This window comes from Lonsdalea britannica, assembly GCF_003515985.1.
In the GTDB taxonomy this organism is placed as follows: Bacteria; Pseudomonadota; Gammaproteobacteria; order Enterobacterales; family Enterobacteriaceae; genus Lonsdalea; species Lonsdalea britannica.
Map to the genome: position 1 here is coordinate 839,129 of NZ_CP023009.1, position 21,075 is coordinate 860,203.

17 protein-coding genes and 3 pseudogenes are annotated in these 21,075 nt (G+C 57.0%); 7 read left to right on the forward strand and 13 right to left on the reverse strand.

Annotated elements, in window-relative coordinates; genetic code table 11:
- Nucleotides 1-54: 54 nt before the first annotated feature.
- From yigB to CKQ53_RS04015, 6 genes are all read right to left on the reverse strand, one after another.
- The gene (gene yigB / locus CKQ53_RS03990; RefSeq protein WP_094118639.1) at nt 55-771 is read right to left on the reverse strand and encodes a 5-amino-6-(5-phospho-D-ribitylamino)uracil phosphatase YigB; all 717 of its coding nucleotides are present in this window, start codon (nt 769-771) and stop codon (nt 55-57) included.
- Nucleotides 771-1,682 (reverse strand): tyrosine recombinase XerC, encoded by a 912-nt coding sequence (gene xerC, locus CKQ53_RS03995; RefSeq protein WP_118894664.1) that lies wholly within the window; start codon nt 1,680-1,682, stop codon nt 771-773. The genes yigB and xerC overlap by 1 nt, the downstream gene beginning before the upstream one ends.
- Nucleotides 1,679-2,392 carry a DUF484 domain-containing protein gene (locus CKQ53_RS04000; RefSeq protein WP_085653652.1) on the reverse strand — a complete coding sequence of 238 codons (714 nt, stop codon included), beginning with the start codon at nt 2,390-2,392 and terminating at the stop codon, nt 1,679-1,681. Before CKQ53_RS04000 ends, xerC begins: the two co-directional genes overlap by 4 nt.
- On the reverse strand, nt 2,389-3,213 hold the full coding sequence (dapF, locus tag CKQ53_RS04005; RefSeq protein ID WP_094118640.1) for a diaminopimelate epimerase: 825 nt from the start codon (nt 3,211-3,213) through the stop codon (nt 2,389-2,391). The genes CKQ53_RS04000 and dapF overlap by 4 nt, the downstream gene beginning before the upstream one ends.
- 88 nt (nt 3,214-3,301) lie before the next feature.
- On the reverse strand, nt 3,302-3,469 hold the full coding sequence (gene lptM / locus CKQ53_RS19000) for an LPS translocon maturation chaperone LptM (RefSeq protein WP_085653650.1): 168 nt from the start codon (nt 3,467-3,469) through the stop codon (nt 3,302-3,304).
- Between the two features lie 240 nt (nt 3,470-3,709).
- Nucleotides 3,710-6,268, reverse strand: a complete 2,559-nt coding sequence (locus CKQ53_RS04015; protein WP_094118641.1) for a class I adenylate cyclase — start codon at nt 6,266-6,268, stop codon at nt 3,710-3,712.
- Between the two features lie 341 nt (nt 6,269-6,609).
- Here CKQ53_RS04015 and hemC point away from each other — a divergent pair, with 341 nt between their 5' ends.
- From hemC to CKQ53_RS04045, 5 genes are all read left to right on the forward strand, one after another.
- Nucleotides 6,610-7,548, forward strand: coding sequence for a hydroxymethylbilane synthase (gene hemC / locus CKQ53_RS04020; RefSeq protein ID WP_094118642.1), 939 nt, complete (start codon nt 6,610-6,612; stop codon nt 7,546-7,548).
- Entirely contained in the window at nt 7,545-8,291 is a 747-nt protein-coding gene (hemD, locus tag CKQ53_RS04025) for a uroporphyrinogen-III synthase (protein ID WP_094118643.1), read from the forward strand. Before hemC ends, hemD begins: the two co-directional genes overlap by 4 nt.
- Nucleotides 8,292-8,308: 17 nt before the next feature.
- Nucleotides 8,309-9,436 carry a uroporphyrinogen-III C-methyltransferase gene (gene hemX, locus CKQ53_RS04030; protein WP_094118644.1) on the forward strand — a complete coding sequence of 376 codons (1,128 nt, stop codon included), beginning with the start codon at nt 8,309-8,311 and terminating at the stop codon, nt 9,434-9,436.
- A 2-nt stretch (nt 9,437-9,438) separates the two neighbouring features.
- A complete protein-coding gene (hemY, locus tag CKQ53_RS04035; RefSeq protein WP_094118645.1) occupies nt 9,439-10,668 on the forward strand; it encodes a protoheme IX biogenesis protein HemY in 1,230 nt (409 codons plus the stop codon).
- Nucleotides 10,669-11,214: 546 nt separating this feature from the next.
- A complete protein-coding gene (locus CKQ53_RS04045) occupies nt 11,215-11,439 on the forward strand; it encodes a SymE family type I addiction module toxin (protein WP_094118646.1) in 225 nt (74 codons plus the stop codon).
- 68 nt (nt 11,440-11,507) lie between these two features.
- On the opposite strand, the gene CKQ53_RS04050 is transcribed toward CKQ53_RS04045, so the two are convergent.
- Both CKQ53_RS04050 and CKQ53_RS04055 read right to left on the reverse strand, forming a co-directional pair.
- Nucleotides 11,508-11,975, reverse strand: a complete 468-nt coding sequence (locus tag CKQ53_RS04050; protein WP_094118647.1) for a hypothetical protein — start codon at nt 11,973-11,975, stop codon at nt 11,508-11,510.
- A gap of 384 nt (nt 11,976-12,359) precedes the next feature.
- Nucleotides 12,360-13,622 (reverse strand): annotated as a pseudogene (locus tag CKQ53_RS04055) (RHS repeat-associated core domain-containing protein); the annotation flags it as partial.
- 248 nt (nt 13,623-13,870) lie between these two features.
- Here CKQ53_RS04055 and CKQ53_RS04065 point away from each other — a divergent pair.
- Nucleotides 13,871-14,095: a SymE family type I addiction module toxin gene (locus CKQ53_RS04065; protein WP_085653875.1), complete on the forward strand. Its 225-nt coding sequence runs from the start codon at nt 13,871-13,873 to the stop codon at nt 14,093-14,095.
- A gap of 73 nt (nt 14,096-14,168) precedes the next feature.
- Here the strand turns inward: CKQ53_RS04065 and CKQ53_RS04070 are convergent, their stop codons facing one another.
- The 3 genes and pseudogenes from CKQ53_RS04070 to CKQ53_RS18655 form a co-directional block, all read right to left on the reverse strand.
- Complete coding sequence (locus tag CKQ53_RS04070) at nt 14,169-14,585, reverse strand: hypothetical protein (RefSeq protein ID WP_085653874.1); 417 nt, start codon at nt 14,583-14,585, stop codon at nt 14,169-14,171.
- Between the two features lie 2 nt (nt 14,586-14,587).
- Nucleotides 14,588-14,791 (reverse strand): hypothetical protein, encoded by a 204-nt coding sequence (locus CKQ53_RS18650; protein ID WP_244201066.1) that lies wholly within the window; start codon nt 14,789-14,791, stop codon nt 14,588-14,590.
- A gap of 138 nt (nt 14,792-14,929) precedes the next feature.
- Nucleotides 14,930-15,816 (reverse strand): annotated as a pseudogene (locus CKQ53_RS18655) (RHS repeat-associated core domain-containing protein); the annotation flags it as partial.
- 286 nt (nt 15,817-16,102) lie between these two features.
- Here CKQ53_RS18655 and CKQ53_RS04085 point away from each other — a divergent pair.
- Complete coding sequence (locus CKQ53_RS04085) at nt 16,103-16,327, forward strand: SymE family type I addiction module toxin (protein WP_118894668.1); 225 nt, start codon at nt 16,103-16,105, stop codon at nt 16,325-16,327.
- Between the two features lie 77 nt (nt 16,328-16,404).
- Here CKQ53_RS04085 and CKQ53_RS04090 read toward each other — a convergent pair whose 3' ends face one another.
- Together CKQ53_RS04090 and CKQ53_RS04095 are read right to left on the reverse strand one after the other, a co-directional pair.
- Entirely contained in the window at nt 16,405-16,806 is a 402-nt protein-coding gene (locus CKQ53_RS04090) for a hypothetical protein (RefSeq protein ID WP_094118911.1), read from the reverse strand.
- 325 nt (nt 16,807-17,131) lie between these two features.
- Nucleotides 17,132-21,072: pseudogene (locus CKQ53_RS04095) on the reverse strand (RHS repeat-associated core domain-containing protein); the annotation flags it as partial.
- Nucleotides 21,073-21,075: the final 3 nt, after the last annotated feature.

Below are 21,075 nucleotides of genomic sequence, written 5' to 3' on the forward strand. Positions count from 1 at the left end.
GTCACCACATGGCGACAGTTCACCTCTGTTTATGCATACAGTGGAAGGCGTGAATTATAGCAATGCCGTCAGCGATGCCAACCTTGCAATTGCAATATGCGGCAGCAGCCGAGCGTCGCGAAGCTGCATCAGGTTGGCTCCCTGCACCCCGATCCAGCAGGATTGCATCCCGCAGCGTACGGCGCCGGCCACGTCGGTGATGAGATCATCCCCCACATGCAGCAGGTGATGCAACGGTAAATTGAGACGCTCCGCGGCCTCATGAAACATATCGTGCCACGGCTTGGCGCGGCCGTCCGGACCGGCGCGGAGGACAAACTGGAAGTATTCGCCCAGACCGCAGGCATGAGGATCGGCGTTACCGTTGGTGATCGCCGCCAGCGGCCAGCGCTGAGCCAGCGCCCCAAGCGTGTCGTGAGTTTCCTGTGACACGCTGATACGGCTGCGCCAGTAGGCAAAGTGCGTCATCGCTTTCGCCGCGCCGTCGTCCGCTTCCGCCTCACTCACTCCCTGACGCCGCAGCGCCAGCACCACCGTACGGCGACGCCATTCGGTCATGTCGTGATAGATCTCCGGTTCCTGCGTACGCAATTCGTCACGCATCGCACCGAACTCCGCTTCGGTCAACGAACTCAATCCCGGATGGAGAGCGCGTAGAAATTGCAGCGCTTCGCGCGAGCTGCGCCGCACCACCTCGGCGTTATCGTATAACGTGTCGTCCAGATCGAAAGTGATGGCCGCGATAGGGCCCAGCGGACGGTAGACGTGCATCAGGATTTGCCTCGTTTCGCGCGAGGATGCGCCGCATCATAGACCGAGGCCAAATGCTGGAAATCCAGATGCGTATAAATTTGAGTCGTGGTGAGGTTGGCGTGTCCCAACAGTTCCTGAACCGCACGCAGGTCGCCGCTCGACTCGAGCAAATGCGTCGCAAAGGAGTGGCGCAGCTTATGGGGATTGATGTGGCTGTTCACGCCTTGCTTCACGCCCCACTCGGCAAAGCGCTTCTGCACGTTGCGCATGGAGATACGTTTACCGAGACTGGAGACGAACACCGCGTCGTCATCCGGCGCGTAGATCTCCCGCAGCGCCAGCCAGCGGTTCAGCCAAGTCACCGCCGTTCCGCCCAGCGGCAAACGACGCTCTTTGCTGCCTTTCCCCATCACCCAGACTTCGCCGCTGTCCAGATCGATATGCCCCAGATCCAGACCGACCAGCTCGGCCAGACGCAGACCCGCGCCATACATCACTTCCAGCATCGTCCGATCGCGGACCGCCAACGGATCGCTCTCGTCGATGTCCAGCAGACGGTTGACCTCGTCCACATCCATATTCTTCGGCAGATGGCGTCCGGCACGCGGCGTGGCTATCCCTTTGGCAGGGTTGGCGTTCAACTCACCGCGGCTCACCATCCAGTCCAGAAAACTGCGCAGTGCGGAAAGGCGCAGCGCCAGACTGGAGGACTGTAGTCCGTCGCGTTTGCTGCGCGCGACCACCGCACGCACTCCGGCGGCATCCAGCTGACGCCAGTCGCTGATGCCGGAGGCGGATAAAATAGTGATCACAGCCTGAAGTTGGTGCGCATAGCTGCTTTGCGTCAGCGGGCTGAGCTGTCGCTCGACGCGCAGGTAACGTAAAAAGGCGTCGGCCTGCGTCAGCAAGGGCGAGTCGGGGACGTTCATAGCCGTTCGATCCAGCGTTGCAGAACCATCGGCAAAATCGTCGCCAGATGCTGCAAAAGTACGGTCCCCATCCCTTCCTGATAATGATGGCTATCGCGGCTGCTGAAAATCAGCAGACCCAGATCGCCTTTTTCGCCCATCAACGACAGCGCGACCGACCCCACCTGCCGCGCCTGAGGCAATAGCAGCAAAAGTTCAGGTCCGTTCAGCGAGCCGAGATAGTGATTCCGTTTCCCCAAGCGCTGAATGCGCAAGGGTTCGAACAACGTGCGATTTAGCGCGAGATGCGTGAAATCAGACGGCGCGCCGATGCGCCATTTGTCGCTGAACAATCGCACCGTGGCGCCGGACAGCCCGAGCTTGCGCGCCCAGCGCTGCAACCGGTCCAGCAGATCCTGCAAAGAGTCGGCCGCCGATAAGGCCAGCTGCAACTGCAACAGCTGATTGAACAGCGCCTCGTTCTGCGCGGCCTGCTCCATCAGGAGCGTAATGTCCTCTTCCAGATGCTGGATTTGGGTACGCTGACGCGATAGCTGCCACTCGACCAGAGACACACTTTCTCGCACCGGGTGCGGAATGCGCATTTGTTCGACGTGGCGGGAATTACGGATGAAAAAATCGGGGTTTTGGTGCAGGAACTGCAGCACCATGTCGTCCGTGAGTTCAACCTCGCGATCTGCCTGTTCCTGCTGCTCCTCGACGCGTTTCATAAATGAATGAATCCATCATAGACATGCGTGGCCGGACCGGTCATGAACAACGGGTTTCCCGGCCCCGCCCAATGAATATCCAGCTCGCCGCCCGGCAGTTGCACTTTGACTTCCGCCGACAGCAGCCCTTGCTGAATCCCAACCGCGACGGCCCCACAGGCGCCGCTGCCGCAGGCCTGCGTTTCACCCGCGCCGCGCTCAAAAACGCGCAGCCGGACGGAATCGCGATTAACGACCTGCATAAAACCAATGTTAGCGCGTTCAGGGAAACGTTCATGACTTTCGAGCAATGGACCCAGCGTTTCGACCGGCGCCGTATCAACGTCATCGACCTGCACAACGCAGTGCGGGTTGCCCATTGAGACCGCGCCGCACAGCACGGTGTGGTCCGCCACACGCATGATGTAGGTTTTCTCTGCTTTGGCGGCGCGAAACGGAATCTGCTGCGGTTCAAAGTTGGGCTCGCCCATGTTGACCCGCACCAGTTCGTCTTCGGTGACCGACAGCACCATACGCCCGCTATGGGTGCTCACATTAATATGACGTTTATTCGTCAGCCCTTTCAGACGTACGAAACGCGCGAAGCAGCGAGCGCCGTTGCCGCACTGCGCAACCTCGCTGCCGTCGGCGTTAAAAATACGGTAATGAAAATCCAGCTCAGGATCGTACGGCGGTTCGACAACCAGCAACTGGTCGAAGCCTACGCCGCAGTGGCGATCCGCCAGCCGGCGGATGAGTTCGGGTGAAAAATAGACATTTTGCGTAACGGCATCGACAACCATAAAGTCATTGCCTAAACCGTGCATTTTGGAGAACTGCATTATCCTGACTCCGCTGGCTCAACCGGACGCGGTAAATACGCTATCGTGACCTGTTAAAATATGGGAAATCCCGTTTGATCGTCCGCCGTTATGGCCGGTTAGTCGATGGTTGCGGTGTCGTATTTTTCTGTGTCTGAGATTCGCTCGGCGTCGTGCTTTTGTGCTCCGGCGGGAAGTACAACGGCCCTTTCAGACCACAACCGACAACCCCGAGTGCAACCAGTGCCAGCGCAGCTTGGCGAAATAGCGTTTTCATAACGTTAAACCTGTCGTTCAGAGACTCATGCTCTCTATAATCGCAGCTGGATCATGAAAATCAACAGGAATCGAAAATCAACGACGGGGAGTTCGATTAATCAGACCGATGTACGAGGACTCTTCGCTAAAAGCGAGCGCTCAGGCCGAGAGCAAGTGAGAGAGCGTTCACGTATCGTTATAGGGCGACGCGCCGGGAGATGAGCGTTAACGCACAAGCCGACTTCCGCCGTAGCGCAGACTACAGCGTTTGCAGCTGTCGCGGGTTCAGCCGCGCGGGATCGTCTTGCAGCGAGGTCATGCACATCGGCGAGAGGTCGCTCTTGCGGAACGGGATCACCTTCGTGCGACCATCGACCTGGACGATCTGGTAAAACTGCGGCAGGTTGAAGTTGATCGAGCTGGCGCCGTAGGTGAAGCGGTCGTGCGAGGAAGAGTAGAAGCGGCTGACGTCACGTACCAGTTCCTCTTTGCTGCCTTCGCAGTGGTGGAACACTTCCACGCGGTTGGTCTCATCCAGAATATAGATATTGAAACCCTCGTCATCCGTCCGATTTTCAAAGAAGAACTGAATGATGCCTTCGCTGGCGACGCCATCGATGACCGGCGGCAAATGAACATGCGCGGCGGTTTCCACCTGAATAGGCAAACCCTGTAGCTTGTTGTTGGAGATCGCGCCGTAGAACTCTACCGCGTTCTCCTGTTTCTGCACCGATACGCTGAGCCGTTCGAAGAACAGTCCCCAGGTTTGCCCCGCCACCTTCACCGCTTTAAAGCGGCCCGGCTCGTGCCGCGTGCTGGACAGGCGCAGTTCAATGCACTCCGACACCAGTTGCTGCACGCGCGTGCGGATCAGCCCGCGCAGATGCTGGCTGTAGCAGAAAACATCCAGCGACTCCGGCAGCGCGGCGTCCTGATGCATTTTGCCCAGAATAGTTTTCAGCGCTTCCAACACCGCCTGTTCGCCGCTGAAGTGCAGGGTTCTGATCTCATTCCAGGAGTTGCGATACAGCAGGTCGATGCTGCCGACCAGGCACTGCTGCTGCTGACCGAAGCTGAAGACGTCCAGTTGGCGGAAATCGAAATGCACGACCTGATTACGGAAGGCCGCCGTCGGATCGTGTTCGAGATTGACGATAATCGCCAGATGACGAATTTCGCACGGACTGTAGAGCGCTTTGGGTGTCGGCGGCGCGACACGCAGCGGGAAGTGGCTCGCCACGTCGGAGACCAGCTCCTTGAGCTTGGCTAAGTCGCATCGATCTCCGCCTTTGATATGCAGCTGCGTGGCGGACGTCAGCAGACCGTTGAAATAGGCCCAGGCCACCAGCTTGTTCAGGTAGCGGTTATATTCCAGCGGTTGGTGGCTGATGATCGCATCCATCGACGGCGCCTGATTATACAGATACCAGCCGCTGCGATTAGCGCGCCCGGCGGGCACGTAGATGAACGTCAGGTCCGGCTCGGACAAATCAGGGGAGATCTGCGGATTCACCAAGGTCACCTTGCCCGGCAGCGCCTCGAAGGCGGCGTACAGCTTGCGCGTCAGCACGCCGATATCCTGCGGGCTGGCGCTGACGCTCAGGTTGTTACGTCGGGCAAAGCGAATCAGATTGCGATAGCTCTGCATCATCGCATCCAGCAGTTCATTATGCGCTTCGCGCACCTGCTCAATTTTCCAGTTGGCGCGGTCGTCCAGCATCTGCAAACGTTGGTCGTCCCAGCCCCACTGCTGAACCAGCTGTGTGAGGATCTGCTCGCGCCAGGCGGTCTTGCCGACGCCGGTCGACAATTTTTCGCAGACTTTGAGATAGAAGCAGCGGCGCGCCAGGTCCAGACGCGGCATATCGTCGATGGCGGTGAGATAGTGGGTGACGCGCTCCAACATCATGCAGTACGGGTCGAGACCGAACGACACGATTTCGCCTTTATGCAAACGCGTTTTGATTTCGGCCGACAGCAGACAGGTATCGGGATACTCCCAGGAGTAAGCTTCCAGCAGCAGCGTTTTCAGCACCGCTTTGTAGGGGGAGTCGATGCTTTTGTAGAGCTGCCAGAGGCTGGCGCCAAAATACTCTTCTGCCGATAAGGTGCTGAGTCCGCCCAGATCGAGCCACTCATTCGGCGCCAGCGCGCCCTGCGAATAGAGGTTGATGACGTATTCGTCGTAATTCGGCTCTTCTTCTACCGGCACCATGTTCCACAGGATGCGCTTGCCCGCCATGCGTACGGCGGTGCGGTAAAACTCATCCAACAACAGAATGTGCTGGGTCGACCCGCAGTCCTCGCCGCCCAGACTGCCGCTCTCGTTGTGACGGAAGCGGTTTTCGTCCATAACGAAGAAGCTGACATCCACCCCCAGACCCGCCGCCCACTGTTCCAGCAGCGTGCATTTCTGCTGTAAGCGCTGACGCTCTTCGGTATCAAGCCAGGATTGATGACAAACCCATACGTCCAGATCGGACGTGCAGCTTTGACCAATCGAAGAAGTGCTGCCCATCGAATAAATGCCATTGATGGGGAATTCGCCCTGCTTGCACAACGGCTCCGCCATCCCGCCAATCAGCTGGGCGTCATCGAAATAGCGTTGTTGGTTTTCATCAGGCGTGTAGAGGCATATGCCGTGTGGGACCTTACCTTCAAGGTAGCCCGGCATCTGGGGATGGTGGTGATGTAGTAAAACTGGCAAAAGACTGTAAACCTGCTGGAAAGCGGGTCTCATTGCTGCCAGAGCGCGATCAACTCGCAGTTGGTTAATCGCGTCCAGTCTCTGCTTCAGTGTCTCGATGTAGAGGTACAAGACGTTTCGCCTGATTATCCCAGTGACTAAAAAAAAGCCGTTTTTCCAAACCAACCTGTCCTGAGTAGCGATTTAGAGGAATGGCGGACAGTTTATTGCTGGAAACGTGATCAATTTAACACCTTGCTGAAAAGGCGTAAAGAAAGTAAAAAAAGTCAGAATTTTCGGTCTACACTGCGGGATCGGTCCTGCTGTCGCTCACTCAGACTCCGCCAGCATTTATGATTTATGGCTGCTATCATTGCAATCGTTACCAACTGAGGTTTAGCCACAGCCCGGCAACTGACACTGGCGCAGCATCAATGATACGATGCAACGAAACGATAACAACGGTATCCAGCATGTTAGAGAATACTCTCCGAATTGCCACCCGACAAAGCCCGCTCGCCTTATGGCAGGCTCATTATGTACAACAACAGTTGCAGTCCTGTCATCCGGATTTACAGGTGGAGCTGGTACCGATGGTAACACGGGGAGACGTTCTGCTGGATACTCCGCTTGCCAAAGTCGGTGGAAAAGGCCTTTTCGTCAAAGAGTTAGAGCTAGCCCTGCTGGAACATCGCGCCGACATCGCCGTACATTCCATGAAGGACGTGCCGGTAGACTTTCCGCCGGGACTTGGACTGGTCACCATCTGCGAGCGCGACGATCCCCGAGATGCGTTCGTCTCCAACCGTTACGCCGATCTGGACGCATTACCTGAAGGCGCATGCGTCGGTACGTCCAGCCTGCGCCGTCAGTGCCAGCTGCGCGCCAACCGCCCCGATCTGGTAGTGCGCGACCTGCGCGGCAACGTCGGCACACGCCTGTCAAAACTGGATAACGGCGAATATGACGCGATTATTCTCGCCGTTGCCGGACTTAACCGCTTGGGTATGCAAGACCGCGTACGCTGTGCGTTGAGCCCGGAAGTTTCGCTGCCCGCGGTCGGTCAGGGCGCGGTCGGTATCGAATGCCGACTGGACGACGTTCGAACGCAAAGCCTGCTGGCCCGGCTGAATCATGCCGACACCGCCACGCGGGTGCTGGCGGAACGCGCCATGAACACGCGCCTTGAAGGCGGATGTCAGGTGCCGATCGGCAGCTATGCGGAGCTGAAGGGCGATACCCTGTGGCTGCGCGCGCTGGTCGGCGCGCCGGACGGCAGCCGTATCATCCTGCGCGAACGTCGCGGCCCCCGCGCAGAGGCCGAAAGCATCGGCATTGCGCTGGCCGAAGAGCTGCTGTCCTGCGGTGCCGGAGAGATTCTGCAGTCTGTTTACGGTGCCTCGTCGTCATGACGATTTTAGTTACCCGCCCCTCTCCTGCGGGCGAGCAACTGGTTTCCCGTCTCTGTCAGGCCGGACTCACGGCCTACCACTGTCCATTGGTTGAATTTACAATGGGTCGCGAACTGCCCCAGTTACCCGCTATGCTGAATACATTACAGCCGGGTGATTTGGTCTTCGCACTTTCTCACCAGGCCGTAAAATTTGCTCAGCCAGCCTTATCGCAGGTGGGTCTAAGCTGGCCGACAACATTGCATTACTATGCCGTCGGCCGCACCACCGGGTTGGCGCTGCATACCGTCACCCGTCGACCGGTCATCTATCCTGAAAGCCACGGCACCAGCGAAACGCTGCTGCAACAGCCATCGCTTCAACAGGTGACAGGAAAGCAGGCCCTGCTGCTGCGCGGGAACGGCGGCCGGGAATTGCTGGCCGAGACGCTCCGCCAACGCGGCGCGCGCGTCAGCTACTGCGAATGCTACCAGCGGACGCCGGTCCACTATGACGGTGCTGAGCAAACGCTGCGCTGGCAAACGCTCGGCGTGAATACGCTGATCGTCACCAGCGGAGAAATGCTGCAACAGATCTATACTTTAGTTCCTGATTATTATCGGGCTTCGTGGCTACTGAGCCGCCGAATGGTGGTGGTCAGCGAACGACTAGCTACCCTGGCCCATGATTTTGGCTGGCGCGACATTGCGGTCGCCGATAATGCAGATAACGATGCGCTGCTGCGCGCACTACAACAAACCTGATCATAGGATGTCTCATTATGACGGAACGCATGACCCCCACAACCTCGAACGAAGAAGTTGTTGAACGGGCAGAATCGTCCACTACACAACCCGAACCGACACCGTCAGCACCTCAGCGTTACGGAGTGCTCCTGGGTGCCGCAGCCATCGTTATCGCACTCGGCTTGAGCGGCAGCGTTTACTATTACGCGCATCAGCAGACGTCGAAACAGTCGGCGATCGTCGCGCAATTACAGGAACAACTTGACGGGTTCAAACAGCAACAGCAGCAAAACCAACACTCCTGGCAGCAATCCCTGGCTCAGCAAAGCCAGACGCAAAACGCCAGCGAGCAACGTCTCACGGCGTTGAACAGTCAGGTGGGCGATCTGCAGGAAAAGCTGGATGCGCTCTCCAATCATGACGCCAAAACCTGGCTGCTGTCCGAAGCCGACTTCCTGGTGAAAATGGCCGGCCGCAAACTGTGGGCGGACAAAGACGTCACTACCGCAGGTACGCTGCTTAAAAGCGCCGACGCCAGCCTGGCGGAGATGAAAGACCCGAGCCTGATCGACCTCCGTCGCGCTATCACACATGACATCAGCACGTTAGCCAGCGTCAATCAGGTCGATTTCGACGGCATCATTCTCAAGGTAAATCAGTTGGCCGATCAAGTGGATAACCTGCGCATGGCGGACAGCGATCTGGACGAAGCGCCGATGGACGAGAACGACACGTCCCTGTCCGCCTCGCTAAGCGAATGGCGCCAGAACCTGAGTAAAAGCTGGCACAATTTCCTGTCGGAATTCATCACCGTCCGTCGTCGCGACAGCGGCGCCGAACCGCTGCTGGCGCCAAACCAGGATATCTACCTGCGCGAAAATATCCGCGCCCGTCTGCTCGTCGCCGCTCAGGCGGTGCCGCGCCATCAAAACGAAACCTATCGACAGTCGCTGGAAACCGCCGCGGTATGGGTTCGCGCCTACTTCGATAACAACGACGCGGCAACCAAAGCCTTCCTGGAACAGCTGGACGCACTCAGCCAACAGTCGGTCTCGATGGATGTTCCGACCGAACTGCAAAGTCAGCCTCTGCTGGAAAAAGTGATGCAGACCCGGGTCCGTAACCTGCTGGCGCAACCGTCAGCCGCGCCGCAGGGAGAGTGATTATGCTTAAGGTTCTTCTGCTTTTTATCGTGCTGATCGCCGGTCTGGTCGCGGGACCGATGGTCGCCGGTCACCAGGGCTACGTGCTGATCCAGACCGATAACTACAACGTGGAAACCAGCGTCACCGGCCTTGTCATCATGCTGGTCTTGTTCCTGCTGGCCTTTTTGCTGGTCGAGTGGATACTGCGACGCGTTTTCCGTACCGGCGCACGCACGCGCGGCTGGTTCCTCGGTCGTAAACGCAGCCGTGCTCGCAAACAGACCAAAGCCGCACTGCTTAAGTTGGCGGAAGGCGACTATCGCCAGGTCGAGAAGCTCATGACGCGTAACGCCGATCATGCCGATCAACCGGTAGTGAACTATCTGCTGGCCGCCGAAGCCGCACAACAGCGAGGCGATGAATTCCGCACCCGGCAGTATCTCGAACGCGCCGCTGAAATCGCCGACACCGACCAGCTACCGGTCGATATCACCCGCGTTCGTATTCAGTTGGCCCGTCATGAAGACCATGCCGCTCGCCACGGCGCGGATCGTCTGCTGGAAGTCGCGCCGCGCCACCCTGAAGTGCTGAGACTGGCCGAGCAAGCCTTCCTGCGCACCCATGCCTATAGCGCGCTGCTGGATATCCTGCCCGCCATGCGCAAAACCCAATTGCACGATGAAGCCGAGCTGGCGGCCCTGCAACAGCAGGCGACACTGGGTCTGATGAATCAGGCGATGTCGGAAGGCGGCAGCGAAGGGTTGAAACAGTGGTGGAAGAATCAGAGCCGCCGCGTACGCAACGAGCAGGCGCTGCAGGTTGCGATGGCGGAGCATTTGATTGAATGCGACGACCACCAGACCGCGCAGCAAATCATCGTCGACGCCTTAAAACGTCAGTATGACGAAAGACTGATCCTACTGATGCCGCGGCTGGACGCCGGTAACCCGGAACAGTTGGAAAAAATTCTGCGCCAGCTGATCAAACAGCATGCCGACGTTCCTTTGCTGCACAGTACGCTGGGCCAGCTGCTGATGAAACACGGCGAATGGGAACAGGCCGCCGAAGCTTTCCAGGCTGCGTTGGCGCTGCGTCCAGACGCCTACGACTACGCCTGGTGCGCCGACGTCTACGACCGCCTGAAAAGGTACGAGGACGCCGCCACACAGCGTCGCGAAGGGCTCCTGCTGTCATTGCAGTCTACGCCAGCTGCTGAGGTTGAGGCCTTGCCAACGCCGCAGGCCCAATAAATCCCACCTCAGGCGCAGACTTGCTCTGCGCCGTCCTCCTCCATCCTCGTTTGCCTTTCTGCTTCTACGGGAAGGCAAGCGGCGCACTCACCGACCTCAGATATAATGTGCAATGCTACGGCGTTCTCTCTCGCCCGGCGGCAGCATGCTGCCGGTAAGGCTGTAGGTAGGTGCTGGGCAGTCCTTCTTCTTACTATTCCAACCACCGCAGGGTGCGCGTCACGCTGTGCTCCTCGTAGGCTTTGCGCACTTCCGTGCCGTTCTGCCACTCGCGCACCACCCGGTCGCGCAGGTCGTAATATTACCTGCTGGAAGGGGCGACGGATGAAGCGGCTAAAGGAAGATTTGAAGACCGCGAGTTACTGCGGCAGTTTCAGGAGGTCGAGCAGTTGCCCGATGAGGATAAGGAAGTGATTAAGAAGTTGCTGGATGCCTTTTTAACCAAGAAGCAGTTACAGGTACTGGCAAAGTAACGGAGCTAACGCGGAACTGACGCGCTTGCAACACGTCAGCCCGCTCACCACAACCGACTGGAAGGAGTTGACTATGGCTAAGGCACATTCTAAGTCAGGCGTCACCGTTAATAAAGCAATCAAAACAGCGCGTTACTACACCGTGGGATATGCCCCGCAAAACGGCAAGCCCGACCCACCGTCCGCGATTAACCTTAAAGGCCGCTGGCTGGAAGCGTCGGGGTTTATGACGGGGATGCCGATCACCGTGACGGTGGAGCGGGGAAGGATAGTGATTGAGACGGAGATTAATCTCTGACGCCTTGAATTAAACAGCAGGTAAAAAAACAGCCGGAAGGATCGTTGGGATCGCTTCCGGTTTATTACCTATTTTTTAGGTTTCCATGAATAATAATCAGAAACTCTCATTTCTTTCAGAATAAGATTCAAAGGAATGTGATCTATATCATCTGCTATTTCATCATATGGCTCAGGAAGATCAATTGAAAAACCAAAGTCATCATTTATTATAATACAACCATTAAAGATACGTTGTTTATCAGTCAATTTAATTATATCGGACATTCTCATTCCAGTATGCAAAGAGTTCATGTAATGACCTCTGTATCTCTCATTGCATCCGACAGATATAATTAAACCGTTAGATAATGTAGCTATCGTAATTGTTTCATCAATAACATACGCAATTCTTTTTTCATCATCAGGCAAAAAATAATCGAAAATCCTAATGGAATGATTTAAATACATTTTACTGAAATATTTTTCAACATTATCGCCTAAAGCGATATTTCCAATCGATTTATTGGAAATAATATCGGCATTGATATCGATCATTTATAACCCACCATTCATTAAGACACCATCGATATAAACTGGCGAATCTGTAATAAGATCATAATTTTCAAACCCACCGTGACCTATTCGACCATAAACGACATCTTTACCATTAGCATCACGATAAACTTTCCAGTAGTCATTCCCATGAATATTCTTCTGAGAGCCAGATCCACCTGGATGATAGTCTAATTTATAAGTAGTGCCTGACTTTGTTGTTTTAACATATTGAGTATGCTGGATAGCGCCTGGCTTGCCAGCCTGAGGATATGTTCTCGACCAGCCTTTCGACGTTAAATAATTATGAACATCCGCAGGTTTTTTCCCTGTCAAACGATTAGTCCAGCGACTGGTAATTCTATCTCTTTTATTAAATCCTTTAGATGAACAACCAGCAAGCCCCAGCGGATCAACCCAATCCAGAGGATTCTGCACATACCCGTAATTATTATCACCCCCCAACACCCCTATCGGGTCCGGCGAGATATACCCGCCGCCGGTGGGGTCGTAGTACCGAAATCGGTTATAGCACAGGCCGCTTTCGCTGTCACGGAGCTGTCCGGCGAAGGCCAGTCCCGGGTCTGCGCTCTCCGTTTTCGCGACCGCGCGCTGGCCCCACAGCGTGGCTTTCGGGGCCTGCCAGCGCAGTTCGCCTTCGCTGTCGTACAGTGCCTGCGGTGCGCCGTTTTGCGCGCTGCTCACAAAATCCGTGTCCCAGCCGCCCGCGGCGGTGTGCCGCTGCTGCACCACCAGTTCCCAGCCGTTGTAGACCCAGTGTCGCCGCGACGTCAGTTGCCCGTGACGGTAATGCCGCACTTCCGCTATCTGGTCGCCGTCCCACAGGTAGCGCACCTCTTCGCCGCGCTCGGCGCAGCGTTTGCTGACCCGACGTCCGAACGGGTCGTAGCGATAAAACCACGTCTCGCCGCTCGGGGTGTCCACCGCCCTTAGCTGGTTGCGGCTATCCCAGCGGTAGTGCCACACCTGCGCCCGGAACCCCGGCTTGACCTGCTGTCGGCGCACCAGACGTCCGGCCCGGTCGTAGGTGTAATACATGTCGTCGCGCTGCACCAGACGGCCGGCTTCCCACTCGGTCAGCCGTCCTTGCTCCTGCGGCAGACCGGTGCGGGTATAGTGGTAGTCGGTCTCGGCAGTCGGTGTTCTGCCCGCGCCGCCGGTCAGAACCGACAGCACCCGGCCGGTCTTGTCCAACCGGTAGCCTTCACTGTCGCGATTGGTGCGCACGCCCGTCAGGTTGCCCGCGCCGTCGTAGCGGTACTCCCGCGTCTGCTGCGCCTGTAGCCGTCCGTCGTGCGCCTGACCGCTCATCTCGCGCGTCAGCCAGCCCATCGCGTCGTACTCGCGCGTTTGCAGGAAGCGCCCGCCCCGGCGTTCGCTCTCGCGCCCGGCGGCATCGTGATTTATTGTCAGCGCCGCACCGTCCGGCAGCACCACCTGCTTGAGCTCACCGGTCCGGCTGTAGCGGAAGGTGCTGGTCAGTCCTTCCTCTTCCTCTTCCTCTTCCTCTTCCTCTTCCTTTTCTTCTTTCGACCACAGCAGGGTGCGCGTGACGCTGTGCTCATCGTAGGCTCTGCGCACTTCCGTGCCGTTCTGCCACTCGCGCACTACCCGGTCGCGCAGGTCGTAAGATTACCGGCTGGAAGGGGCGACGGATGAAGCGGCTAAAGCAAGATTTGAAGACCGCGAGTTACTGCGGCAGTTTCAGGAAGTCGAGCAGTTGCCCGATGAGGATAAGGAAGTGATTAAGAAGTTGCTGGATGCCTTTTTAACCAAGAAGCAGTTACAGGTGCTGGCAAAGTAACGGAGCTAACGCGGAACTGACGCGCTTGCAACACGTCAGCCCGCTCACCACAACCAACTGGAAGGAGTTGACTATGGCTAAGGCACATTCTAAGTCAGGCGTCACCGTTAATAAAGCAACCAAAACAGCGCGTTACTACACCGTGGGATACGCCCCGCAAAACGGCAGGCCTAACCCGCCTTCCGCCATCAACCTTAAAGGTCGCTGGCTCGAAGAATGTGGCTTTATGACCGGGATGCCGATCACCGTGACGGTTGAGCGGGGGAGACTGGTGATTGAGACCGAGATTAATCTATGACGGCACATACGATAAGCAGTAGGTAAAAAATAGCCGGAAGGATCGTTGGGATCGCTTTCGGCTTATTATTAAATTATTCGTCCAGTATCGATATTGTTATTTCTGCGGCCTCTTTTATATCAGGATTGTCAGATCCTAACGATATCTCAAGCCCAGCCCTGAACATTTCATCACTGAAAGCTGCTGATACCTGAGTTACCCAGTATCTAACGCTATCAGGTGTATTCTTATCTTCGAGAATGATTTTTATTTCTTTTTTTACATCATCGGGATTGCATTGATAGAAAAAATCTTCAACTAACTGATAAACGCCCCAACCATCACCTTCACCATAAGATCTTAAAAATAGACTGATGGCTCTGGCATCAGGCTTATCAACAAAATAGCGTCTAACTTCATCATATCTATCAATTTTATCTTGAGACAAGAGCGCATCGGAAGGCATCGGCTGATTTTGAGAAAGAAAATCCAGAGCTTCTTCTGTATTCATGTTTATTGCCCCAATGTTTTCCAAAGTTCTTTGTTCTGCCTAATTAACTCACCCAATTGGCGATTTATAACATCTCGGCTATAACCCGCATTGCCCAATATTTTACGCAAGTCAACAATATCTCTAGCCAAATACTCCCGATTACTTAAACCACGAACCATCGGTTTTTTGTAAGTCCAAGTCAATTCGTGAAGGTCTTTTCGCATATTAATTGTTATTCCTCGCCCATGAGTTGTTGGGCTTGCCGCATTTTGAATAGCATGGTGAGGGGTATGCGTAGGATTCAATCCAGATTTAATGTTAGCCCCCCTGACTTGGCTATATGTTCCTACGTATAAGTCTTCCCCAGATTTAGCTAATTGACACTTCGCCAACCCCAGCGGATCAACCCAAGTATTGGGATTGTGCACATAAGCATAATTGCTTTCCCCCCCAACACCCCTATCGGATCCGGCGAGATATACCCGCCGCCGGTGGGATCGTAGTACCGAAATCGGTTATAGCACAGGCCGCTTTCGCTGTCACGGAGCTGTCCGGCGAAGGCCAGTCCCGGGTCTGCGCTCTCCGTTTTCGCGACCGCGCGCTGGCCCCACAGCGTGGCTTTCGGGGCCTGCCAGCGCAGTTCGCCTTCGCTGTCGTACAGTGCCTGCGGTGCGCCGTTTTGCGCGCTGCTCACAAAATCCGTGTCCCAGCCGCCCGCGGCGGTGTGCCACTGCTGCACCACCAGTTCCCAGCCGTTGTAGACCCAGTGTCGCCGCGACGTCAGTTGCCCGTGACGGTAATGCCGCACTTCCGCTATCTGGTCGCCGTCCCACAGGTAGCGCACCTCTTCGCCGCGCTCGGCGCAGCGTTTGCTGACCCGACGTCCGAACGGGTCGTAGCGATAAAACCACGTCTCGCCGCTCGGGGTGTCCACCGCCCTTAGCTGGTTGCGGCTATCCCAGCGGTAGTGCCACACCTGCGCCCGGAACCCCGGTTTGACCTGCTGTCGGCGCACCAGACGTCCCGCCCGGTCGTAGGTGTAATACATGTCGTCGCGCTGCACCAGACGGCCGGCTTCCCACTCGGTCAGCCGTCCCTGCTCCTGCGGCAGGCCGGTGCGGGTATAGTGGTAGTCGGTCTCGGCAGTCGGCGCTCTGCCCGCGCCGCCGGTCAGAACCGATAGCACCCGGCCGGTCTTGTCCAGCCGATACCCTTCACTGTCGCGGTTGGTGCGCACTTCCGTACCGTTCTGCCACTCACGCACCACCCGGTCGCGCAGGTCGTAAGATTATCTGCACCGATGACGCGGCGAAGGCAAGATTTGAAGTCCGCGAGTTAGTGCGACAGTTTCAGGAAGTCGAGCACTTGCCCGAAGAGGATAAGGAAGTGATTAATAAGTTGCTGGATGCCTTTTTAACCAAGAAGCAGTTACAGGCGCTGGCAAGATAAGACAGAGTTATCATAAAGATAGCGCGGGGCTGACGTGCGCGAACACAACCACCCCACTCACCACAACCAACTGGAAGGAGTTGACTATGGCTAAGGCACATTCTAAGTCAGGCGTCACCGTTAATAAAGCTACCAAAACAGAACGTTACTACGCGGTGGGATACGCCCCGCAAAACGGCAAGCCTAATCCGGCGTCAGCGGTTAACCTAAAAAGCCGCTGGCTGGAAGAGTCTGGCTTCATGACCGAGATGCCCATCACCGTGACGGTTGAGCGGGGAAGGATAGTGATTGAGACGGAGATTAATCTCTGACATCGCTCATGATAAACAGCAGGTAAAATAAAGCCGGAAGAATCGTGGGGATCTCTTCCGGTTTTGTCATAAGAGCGTTATAAAAAAGTGAACCCGAAAAAATTATGTGGATCTAAACATAACTGTCTATCAATAAGTCCTTCTCGATAGCTCAACGTTAGAATTCCGAACGGTTCAGATTGATTATTCACTGACGTGACCGTTATTTCCTGCTCTGTTTTAAATAATTGAGAATAAATAGACATCAAAGAAAATTTATCATCTTCATCGAGTTCAAACCATATTTCTATTTCTGCCACTTTATTAGCATTAATAAACCCAAAATTATCAATGCATACCTCGAACTTCATGTTATTGAAAATAAAATACACGCGATCGTACATGGGGTGAAACACTGAAGGGCTTTCAGAGTCAATATAACCAGAGACAATAACGTCAATAATTGGCTCATTAGTAAGAGCATTAATAAAATTTTCCATGTACTGCCCTCTATGGAGATAATATTATTCCGAGATCCATACCTTTTCCTGACTCAATGAGCGTTACAAACTCTTCGGCTCCATCAGGTAATTTTTTGGATATATAAGTCATCCCTTCACCTCTATATATTTCCATAAGAGGTTGTCCCTTTTTAATAGTACCTTGACCGACATGAATTAGCTTGCCGCTGTCACGTAATGTTTCTATATCTTTTAAAAATTCAGCACCTTCACTGGTTTTCCATTTCGGATATTTTTTACCCAAATATTTTTCAAGAATATCTTTGTGCCGAATGAAATGATCTTTAAAGTTTTTCCCCGGCTTAATGCTACATCCCGCTAACCCAAACGGATCAACCCAACTTGATGGATTATGCACATAAGCATAATTGCTTTCTCCCCCAACACCCCTATCGGGTCCGGCGAGATATATCCGCCGCCGGTGGGGTCGTAGTACCGAAATCGGTTATAGCACAGGCCGCTTTCGCTGTCACGGAGCTGTCCGGCGAAGGCCAGTCCCGGGTCTGCGCTCTCCGTTTTCGCGACCGCACGCTGGCCCCACAGTGTGGCTTTCGGCACCTGCCAGCGCAGTTCACCTTTGCTATCGTACAGCGCCTGCGGCTCGCCGTTTTGCGCGCTGCTCACAAAATCCGTATCCCAGCCGCCCGCGACGGTGTGCCGCTGCTGCACCACCAGCTCCCAGCCGTTGTAGACCCAGTGTCGCCGCGACGTCTGTTGTCCCTGACGATAGTGCCGCACTTCCGCTATCTGGTCGCCGTCCCACAGGTAGCGAACCTCTTCGCCGCGCTCGGCGCAACGTTTGCTGACCCGACGCCCGAACGGGTCGTAGCGGTAAAACCAGGTCTCGCCGCTCGGGGTGTCCACCGCCCGCAGCTGATTGCGGCTGTCCCAGCGGTAGTGCCACACCTGCGCCCGGAACCCCGGCTTGACCTCCTGTCGGCGCGCCAGACGGCCCGCCCGGTCGTAGGTGTAATACATATCGTCGCGCTGCACCAGTCGGCCCGCTTCCCACTCGGTCAGCCGTCCCTGCTCCTGCGGCAGGCCGCTGCGGGTGTAGTGGTAATTGGTCTCCGCGGTTGGCGTTCGGCCTGCGCCGCCACGCAACACCGACAGCACCCGCCCGGTTTTGTCCAGCCGATAGCCTTCGCTGTCGCGGTTGGTGCGCACGCCGGTCATGTTCCCCGCGCCGTCGTAGCGGTACTCTCGCGTCTGCTGCGCCTGTATCCGTCCGTCGTGCGCCTGACCGGTCATCTCGCGCGTCAGCCAGCCCATCGCGTCGTACTCGCGCGTTTGCAGGAAGCGTCCGCCCCGGCGTTCGCTCTCGCGCCCGGCGGCATCGTGGTTTATCGTCAGCTCCGCGCCGTCCGGCAGCACCACCTGTTTCAGCTCACCGGTACGGCTGTAGCGGAAGGTGCTGGTCAGTCCTTCTTCTTCCTTTTCTTCTTCCGGCCACAGCAGGGTGCGCGTGACGCTGTGCTCGTCGTAGACTCTGCGCACTTCCGTGCCGTTCTGCCACTCGCGCACCACTCGGTCGCGCAGGTCGTACTCCAGCTGCACGTGACTGACGGACGACGTCACCTCGGTCAGCCGCCCCACCGCATCGTAGCGATAGTGCATCGTCTCTTCCGGCGAAGTTTCCTGTATCAGCAAGCCGCGGCCGTCGTACAGGAAGGTGCGCCGTTCGCCTTCGCCGTTGCGCACCTCGATGCAGTGCCCGTCTTCGTCATAACCGTAGTGGGTGACCGTGCCGGCCATATCCTGTTCGCGGATCACCCGGCCGTCCGCATCCAGCCACCACTGCCAGCGGCTGCCGTCCGGGGCAGTGACCGACGTCAGTTGCTGCGTCTCCGGGTCGTAGTCGTAGCGCCAGGTCCGGCCCTGTGCGTCCGTGCGCGAGCGCAGCAGGTCGAACGCGCCGTAACTCTGACGCCACATCGCCCCGTTGCCGTCCACATAGCTCAGCAGGTTTTTGTGGCGGTCGTACTGCCGCTGCTCCTCGCGTTCATCCGGGCGCAACAGCTGCTCCGGCAGACGCCAGCTGGCACGCCGATAGCCAAATTTATACGCCGCGCCGTCCGGGCGCAGCCACTGCACGACCCGGTCCTGCGGGTCGTATCGCAGGTGCTGCATGCGGCCTTCCGCGTCCGTGGCGCTCAGCAGGCGCTGACGATGGTCATACTGCAATCGAGCCTGCACCTCGCCCGCCCGGTCGCTGACCTGAGTCAGCAGTCCGAAGCGGTTCCACGTGAAGTGAACTTCGCTGGCGTCGGGCCCGGTCAGCTGCACCGGGTCGCCCGCCGCGTCGTATTCCCACGACCAGGTGCGATCCAGCGGGTCCGTCACGCCGCACAGCCGTTCCTGATCGTCGTAGTCATAGGCCCACACCTGACCGCTGCCGTCGGTGAAGGTGCTGACCAGTCCGCTCTGCTCCAGATAGCTGAAGGCGGTGACGCGCCCCTGCGGCGAAATCTCCCGCAGCAGGTTGCCGTGTTCGTCATACTCGTAGCGAGTTTTATGGCCCAGTGGCGAGCGCTGGTAGCTCATCAGCGACAGATCGTTAAACCCGTACTCGCTGCGATGCCCCTGACCGTCGGTCATGATGACGCGGTTGGGGTAATACTCGAACCGTCCGGTCAGGAAGCCGTCGGCGCAGGTGGTGAAGACGCAGCGTCCCTGTTCGTCGTACTCGTAACGCGCCCAGGTCTGGTCGTGGTCGTGCCAGCGCGTCAGCCGATTGGCCGCGTCGTATTCGTAGTAGAGGTGGTACAGCTGGGTGGCGTCCGCCTCCATTAGGCGGCCAAGTTCATCCTGACGGTACAACGCCAGCTCGGTGTGCTGGGCGCCGTCGGTGCGGATAAGCTGATGCACGAACTCGCCTTGCCACACCAGCCGTATCTCGATGCCGTCGCTGTGCCGCACCTGTTGCAGACGACCCTGACCGTCACGCAGCAGGGCGATGTGGTTATCATGCGTGTCGCGGATTTCACTCAGCAACCGCGTATCACCGTGCGCCACGCGGAACTCGCGCCAGGTCTGGCTGTCACGGTGCCACAGGCTGAAACCCGCACCGCGGCGGTAGAGGGTAAACTCGGGGTAGAGCGGGCAGAACACCGCCTGGATGTCCTGATGAAAGGTGAAATCGATGTCAAAGCCCTGCGCCAGCGTGATGACGACATGGGTATTCAAGCCTTCCTGACTGACTCGGGCGACCTCGCTCCAGCTGTCGTGCCAGCCGTGCCCCAGCAGCCCGGTGTGCGACGAGGCCGAGCGGTAGGTTCGCTCGAACATCAGCGGTAGCGTCTGTCCCAGCGCGATATCCTGCCGCGACTCAATCACTTCGCCGCTGGCGATATACACCGGGTCTTTCAGGAACGCTTTTATCGATTCCTTGACGCGTGCCAGTCCTTTACTCTCGCGAAAAGCGCGACTGGCGCACCCCGCGATGCGTTTTAACTCGCGAGCGGTCATTAACGCACCGGCGTACATTCCCCTGAGCACGGCCCGGGGATGGGTAAATAATTTCCCCAAGCCTTTAAATAAGCCTTTACTCGGCGGCACCAAAAACTCCACCGCAATCAGGATGGCTTTTTCCCACCAGCTAAATTCGTCCTGTATCGCTAGTAAGGTTTGCTGTCCCGCGCCGAAATAGACGGTGGAGGCCCCCTCTTTCAGGGTACCGCCGCACACCGTTTTATCATCAATGCGCGCCGCCGCATGCTGATTGACATACACCGTGTCGCTGCCCTGAGCAATCAGCTGCGGCGAATTGTGTTTGGTGCAGGCGACCGTATCGACCTCGGCACGAGACGCCGGTAGTTTTTCGACGAAGACATTGCCGGACCCAGTGACCACTGGGCCAAACGGCGGCGTCACGCTGTCCACCATCGCGGCGACGCCGCCGGAGATCGCGGCAATCTGATCTTTGAGCAAATAGGTGAGCCCAAACCCGGCCGCCAGCTTGACGGCCCCCACCACCAGCGCCAGTCCCAGCCCTCCGGTCAATCCGAGTCCTACAACCACCGCCGCTACCGCAGCAGCCGCGACCGCAAAAGCCGCCGCTGCGACCAGTGCGCCGGCCACCGCACCCAGCAGCGCGCCCAGAAAGCTGGCATGTTTGATGGTCTTGCCCGGCGACGTCGGCGGTTTGCCGTGACACGGCTGTGGTCGTTCCGCTGGCGGCGCGGGCTGACTACCCGCATGCATGGCCCCTACGCGGGCCACTCGGCTCAGTATGTCATTCAGCATGTC

Coding starts and splice junctions, on each gene's coding strand:
- yigB (WP_094118639.1), bottom strand. CDS start 771: ATGCACGTCTACCGTCCGCTGGGCCCTATCGCGGCCATCACTTTCGAT.
- xerC (WP_118894664.1), bottom strand. CDS start 1,682: ATGAACGTCCCCGACTCGCCCTTGCTGACGCAGGCCGACGCCTTTTTA.
- CKQ53_RS04000 (WP_085653652.1), bottom strand. CDS start 2,392: ATGAAACGCGTCGAGGAGCAGCAGGAACAGGCAGATCGCGAGGTTGAA.
- dapF (WP_094118640.1), bottom strand. CDS start 3,213: ATGCAGTTCTCCAAAATGCACGGTTTAGGCAATGACTTTATGGTTGTC.
- lptM (WP_085653650.1), bottom strand. CDS start 3,469: ATGAAAACGCTATTTCGCCAAGCTGCGCTGGCACTGGTTGCACTCGGG.
- hemC (WP_094118642.1), top strand. CDS start 6,610: ATGTTAGAGAATACTCTCCGAATTGCCACCCGACAAAGCCCGCTCGCC.
- hemD (WP_094118643.1), top strand. CDS start 7,545: ATGACGATTTTAGTTACCCGCCCCTCTCCTGCGGGCGAGCAACTGGTT.
- hemX (WP_094118644.1), top strand. CDS start 8,309: ATGACGGAACGCATGACCCCCACAACCTCGAACGAAGAAGTTGTTGAA.
- hemY (WP_094118645.1), top strand. CDS start 9,439: ATGCTTAAGGTTCTTCTGCTTTTTATCGTGCTGATCGCCGGTCTGGTC.
- CKQ53_RS04045 (WP_094118646.1), top strand. CDS start 11,215: ATGGCTAAGGCACATTCTAAGTCAGGCGTCACCGTTAATAAAGCAATC.
- CKQ53_RS04050 (WP_094118647.1), bottom strand. CDS start 11,975: ATGATCGATATCAATGCCGATATTATTTCCAATAAATCGATTGGAAAT.
- CKQ53_RS04065 (WP_085653875.1), top strand. CDS start 13,871: ATGGCTAAGGCACATTCTAAGTCAGGCGTCACCGTTAATAAAGCAACC.
- CKQ53_RS04070 (WP_085653874.1), bottom strand. CDS start 14,585: ATGAATACAGAAGAAGCTCTGGATTTTCTTTCTCAAAATCAGCCGATG.
- CKQ53_RS18650 (WP_244201066.1), bottom strand. CDS start 14,791: ATGCGAAAAGACCTTCACGAATTGACTTGGACTTACAAAAAACCGATG.
- CKQ53_RS04085 (WP_118894668.1), top strand. CDS start 16,103: ATGGCTAAGGCACATTCTAAGTCAGGCGTCACCGTTAATAAAGCTACC.
- CKQ53_RS04090 (WP_094118911.1), bottom strand. CDS start 16,806: ATGGAAAATTTTATTAATGCTCTTACTAATGAGCCAATTATTGACGTT.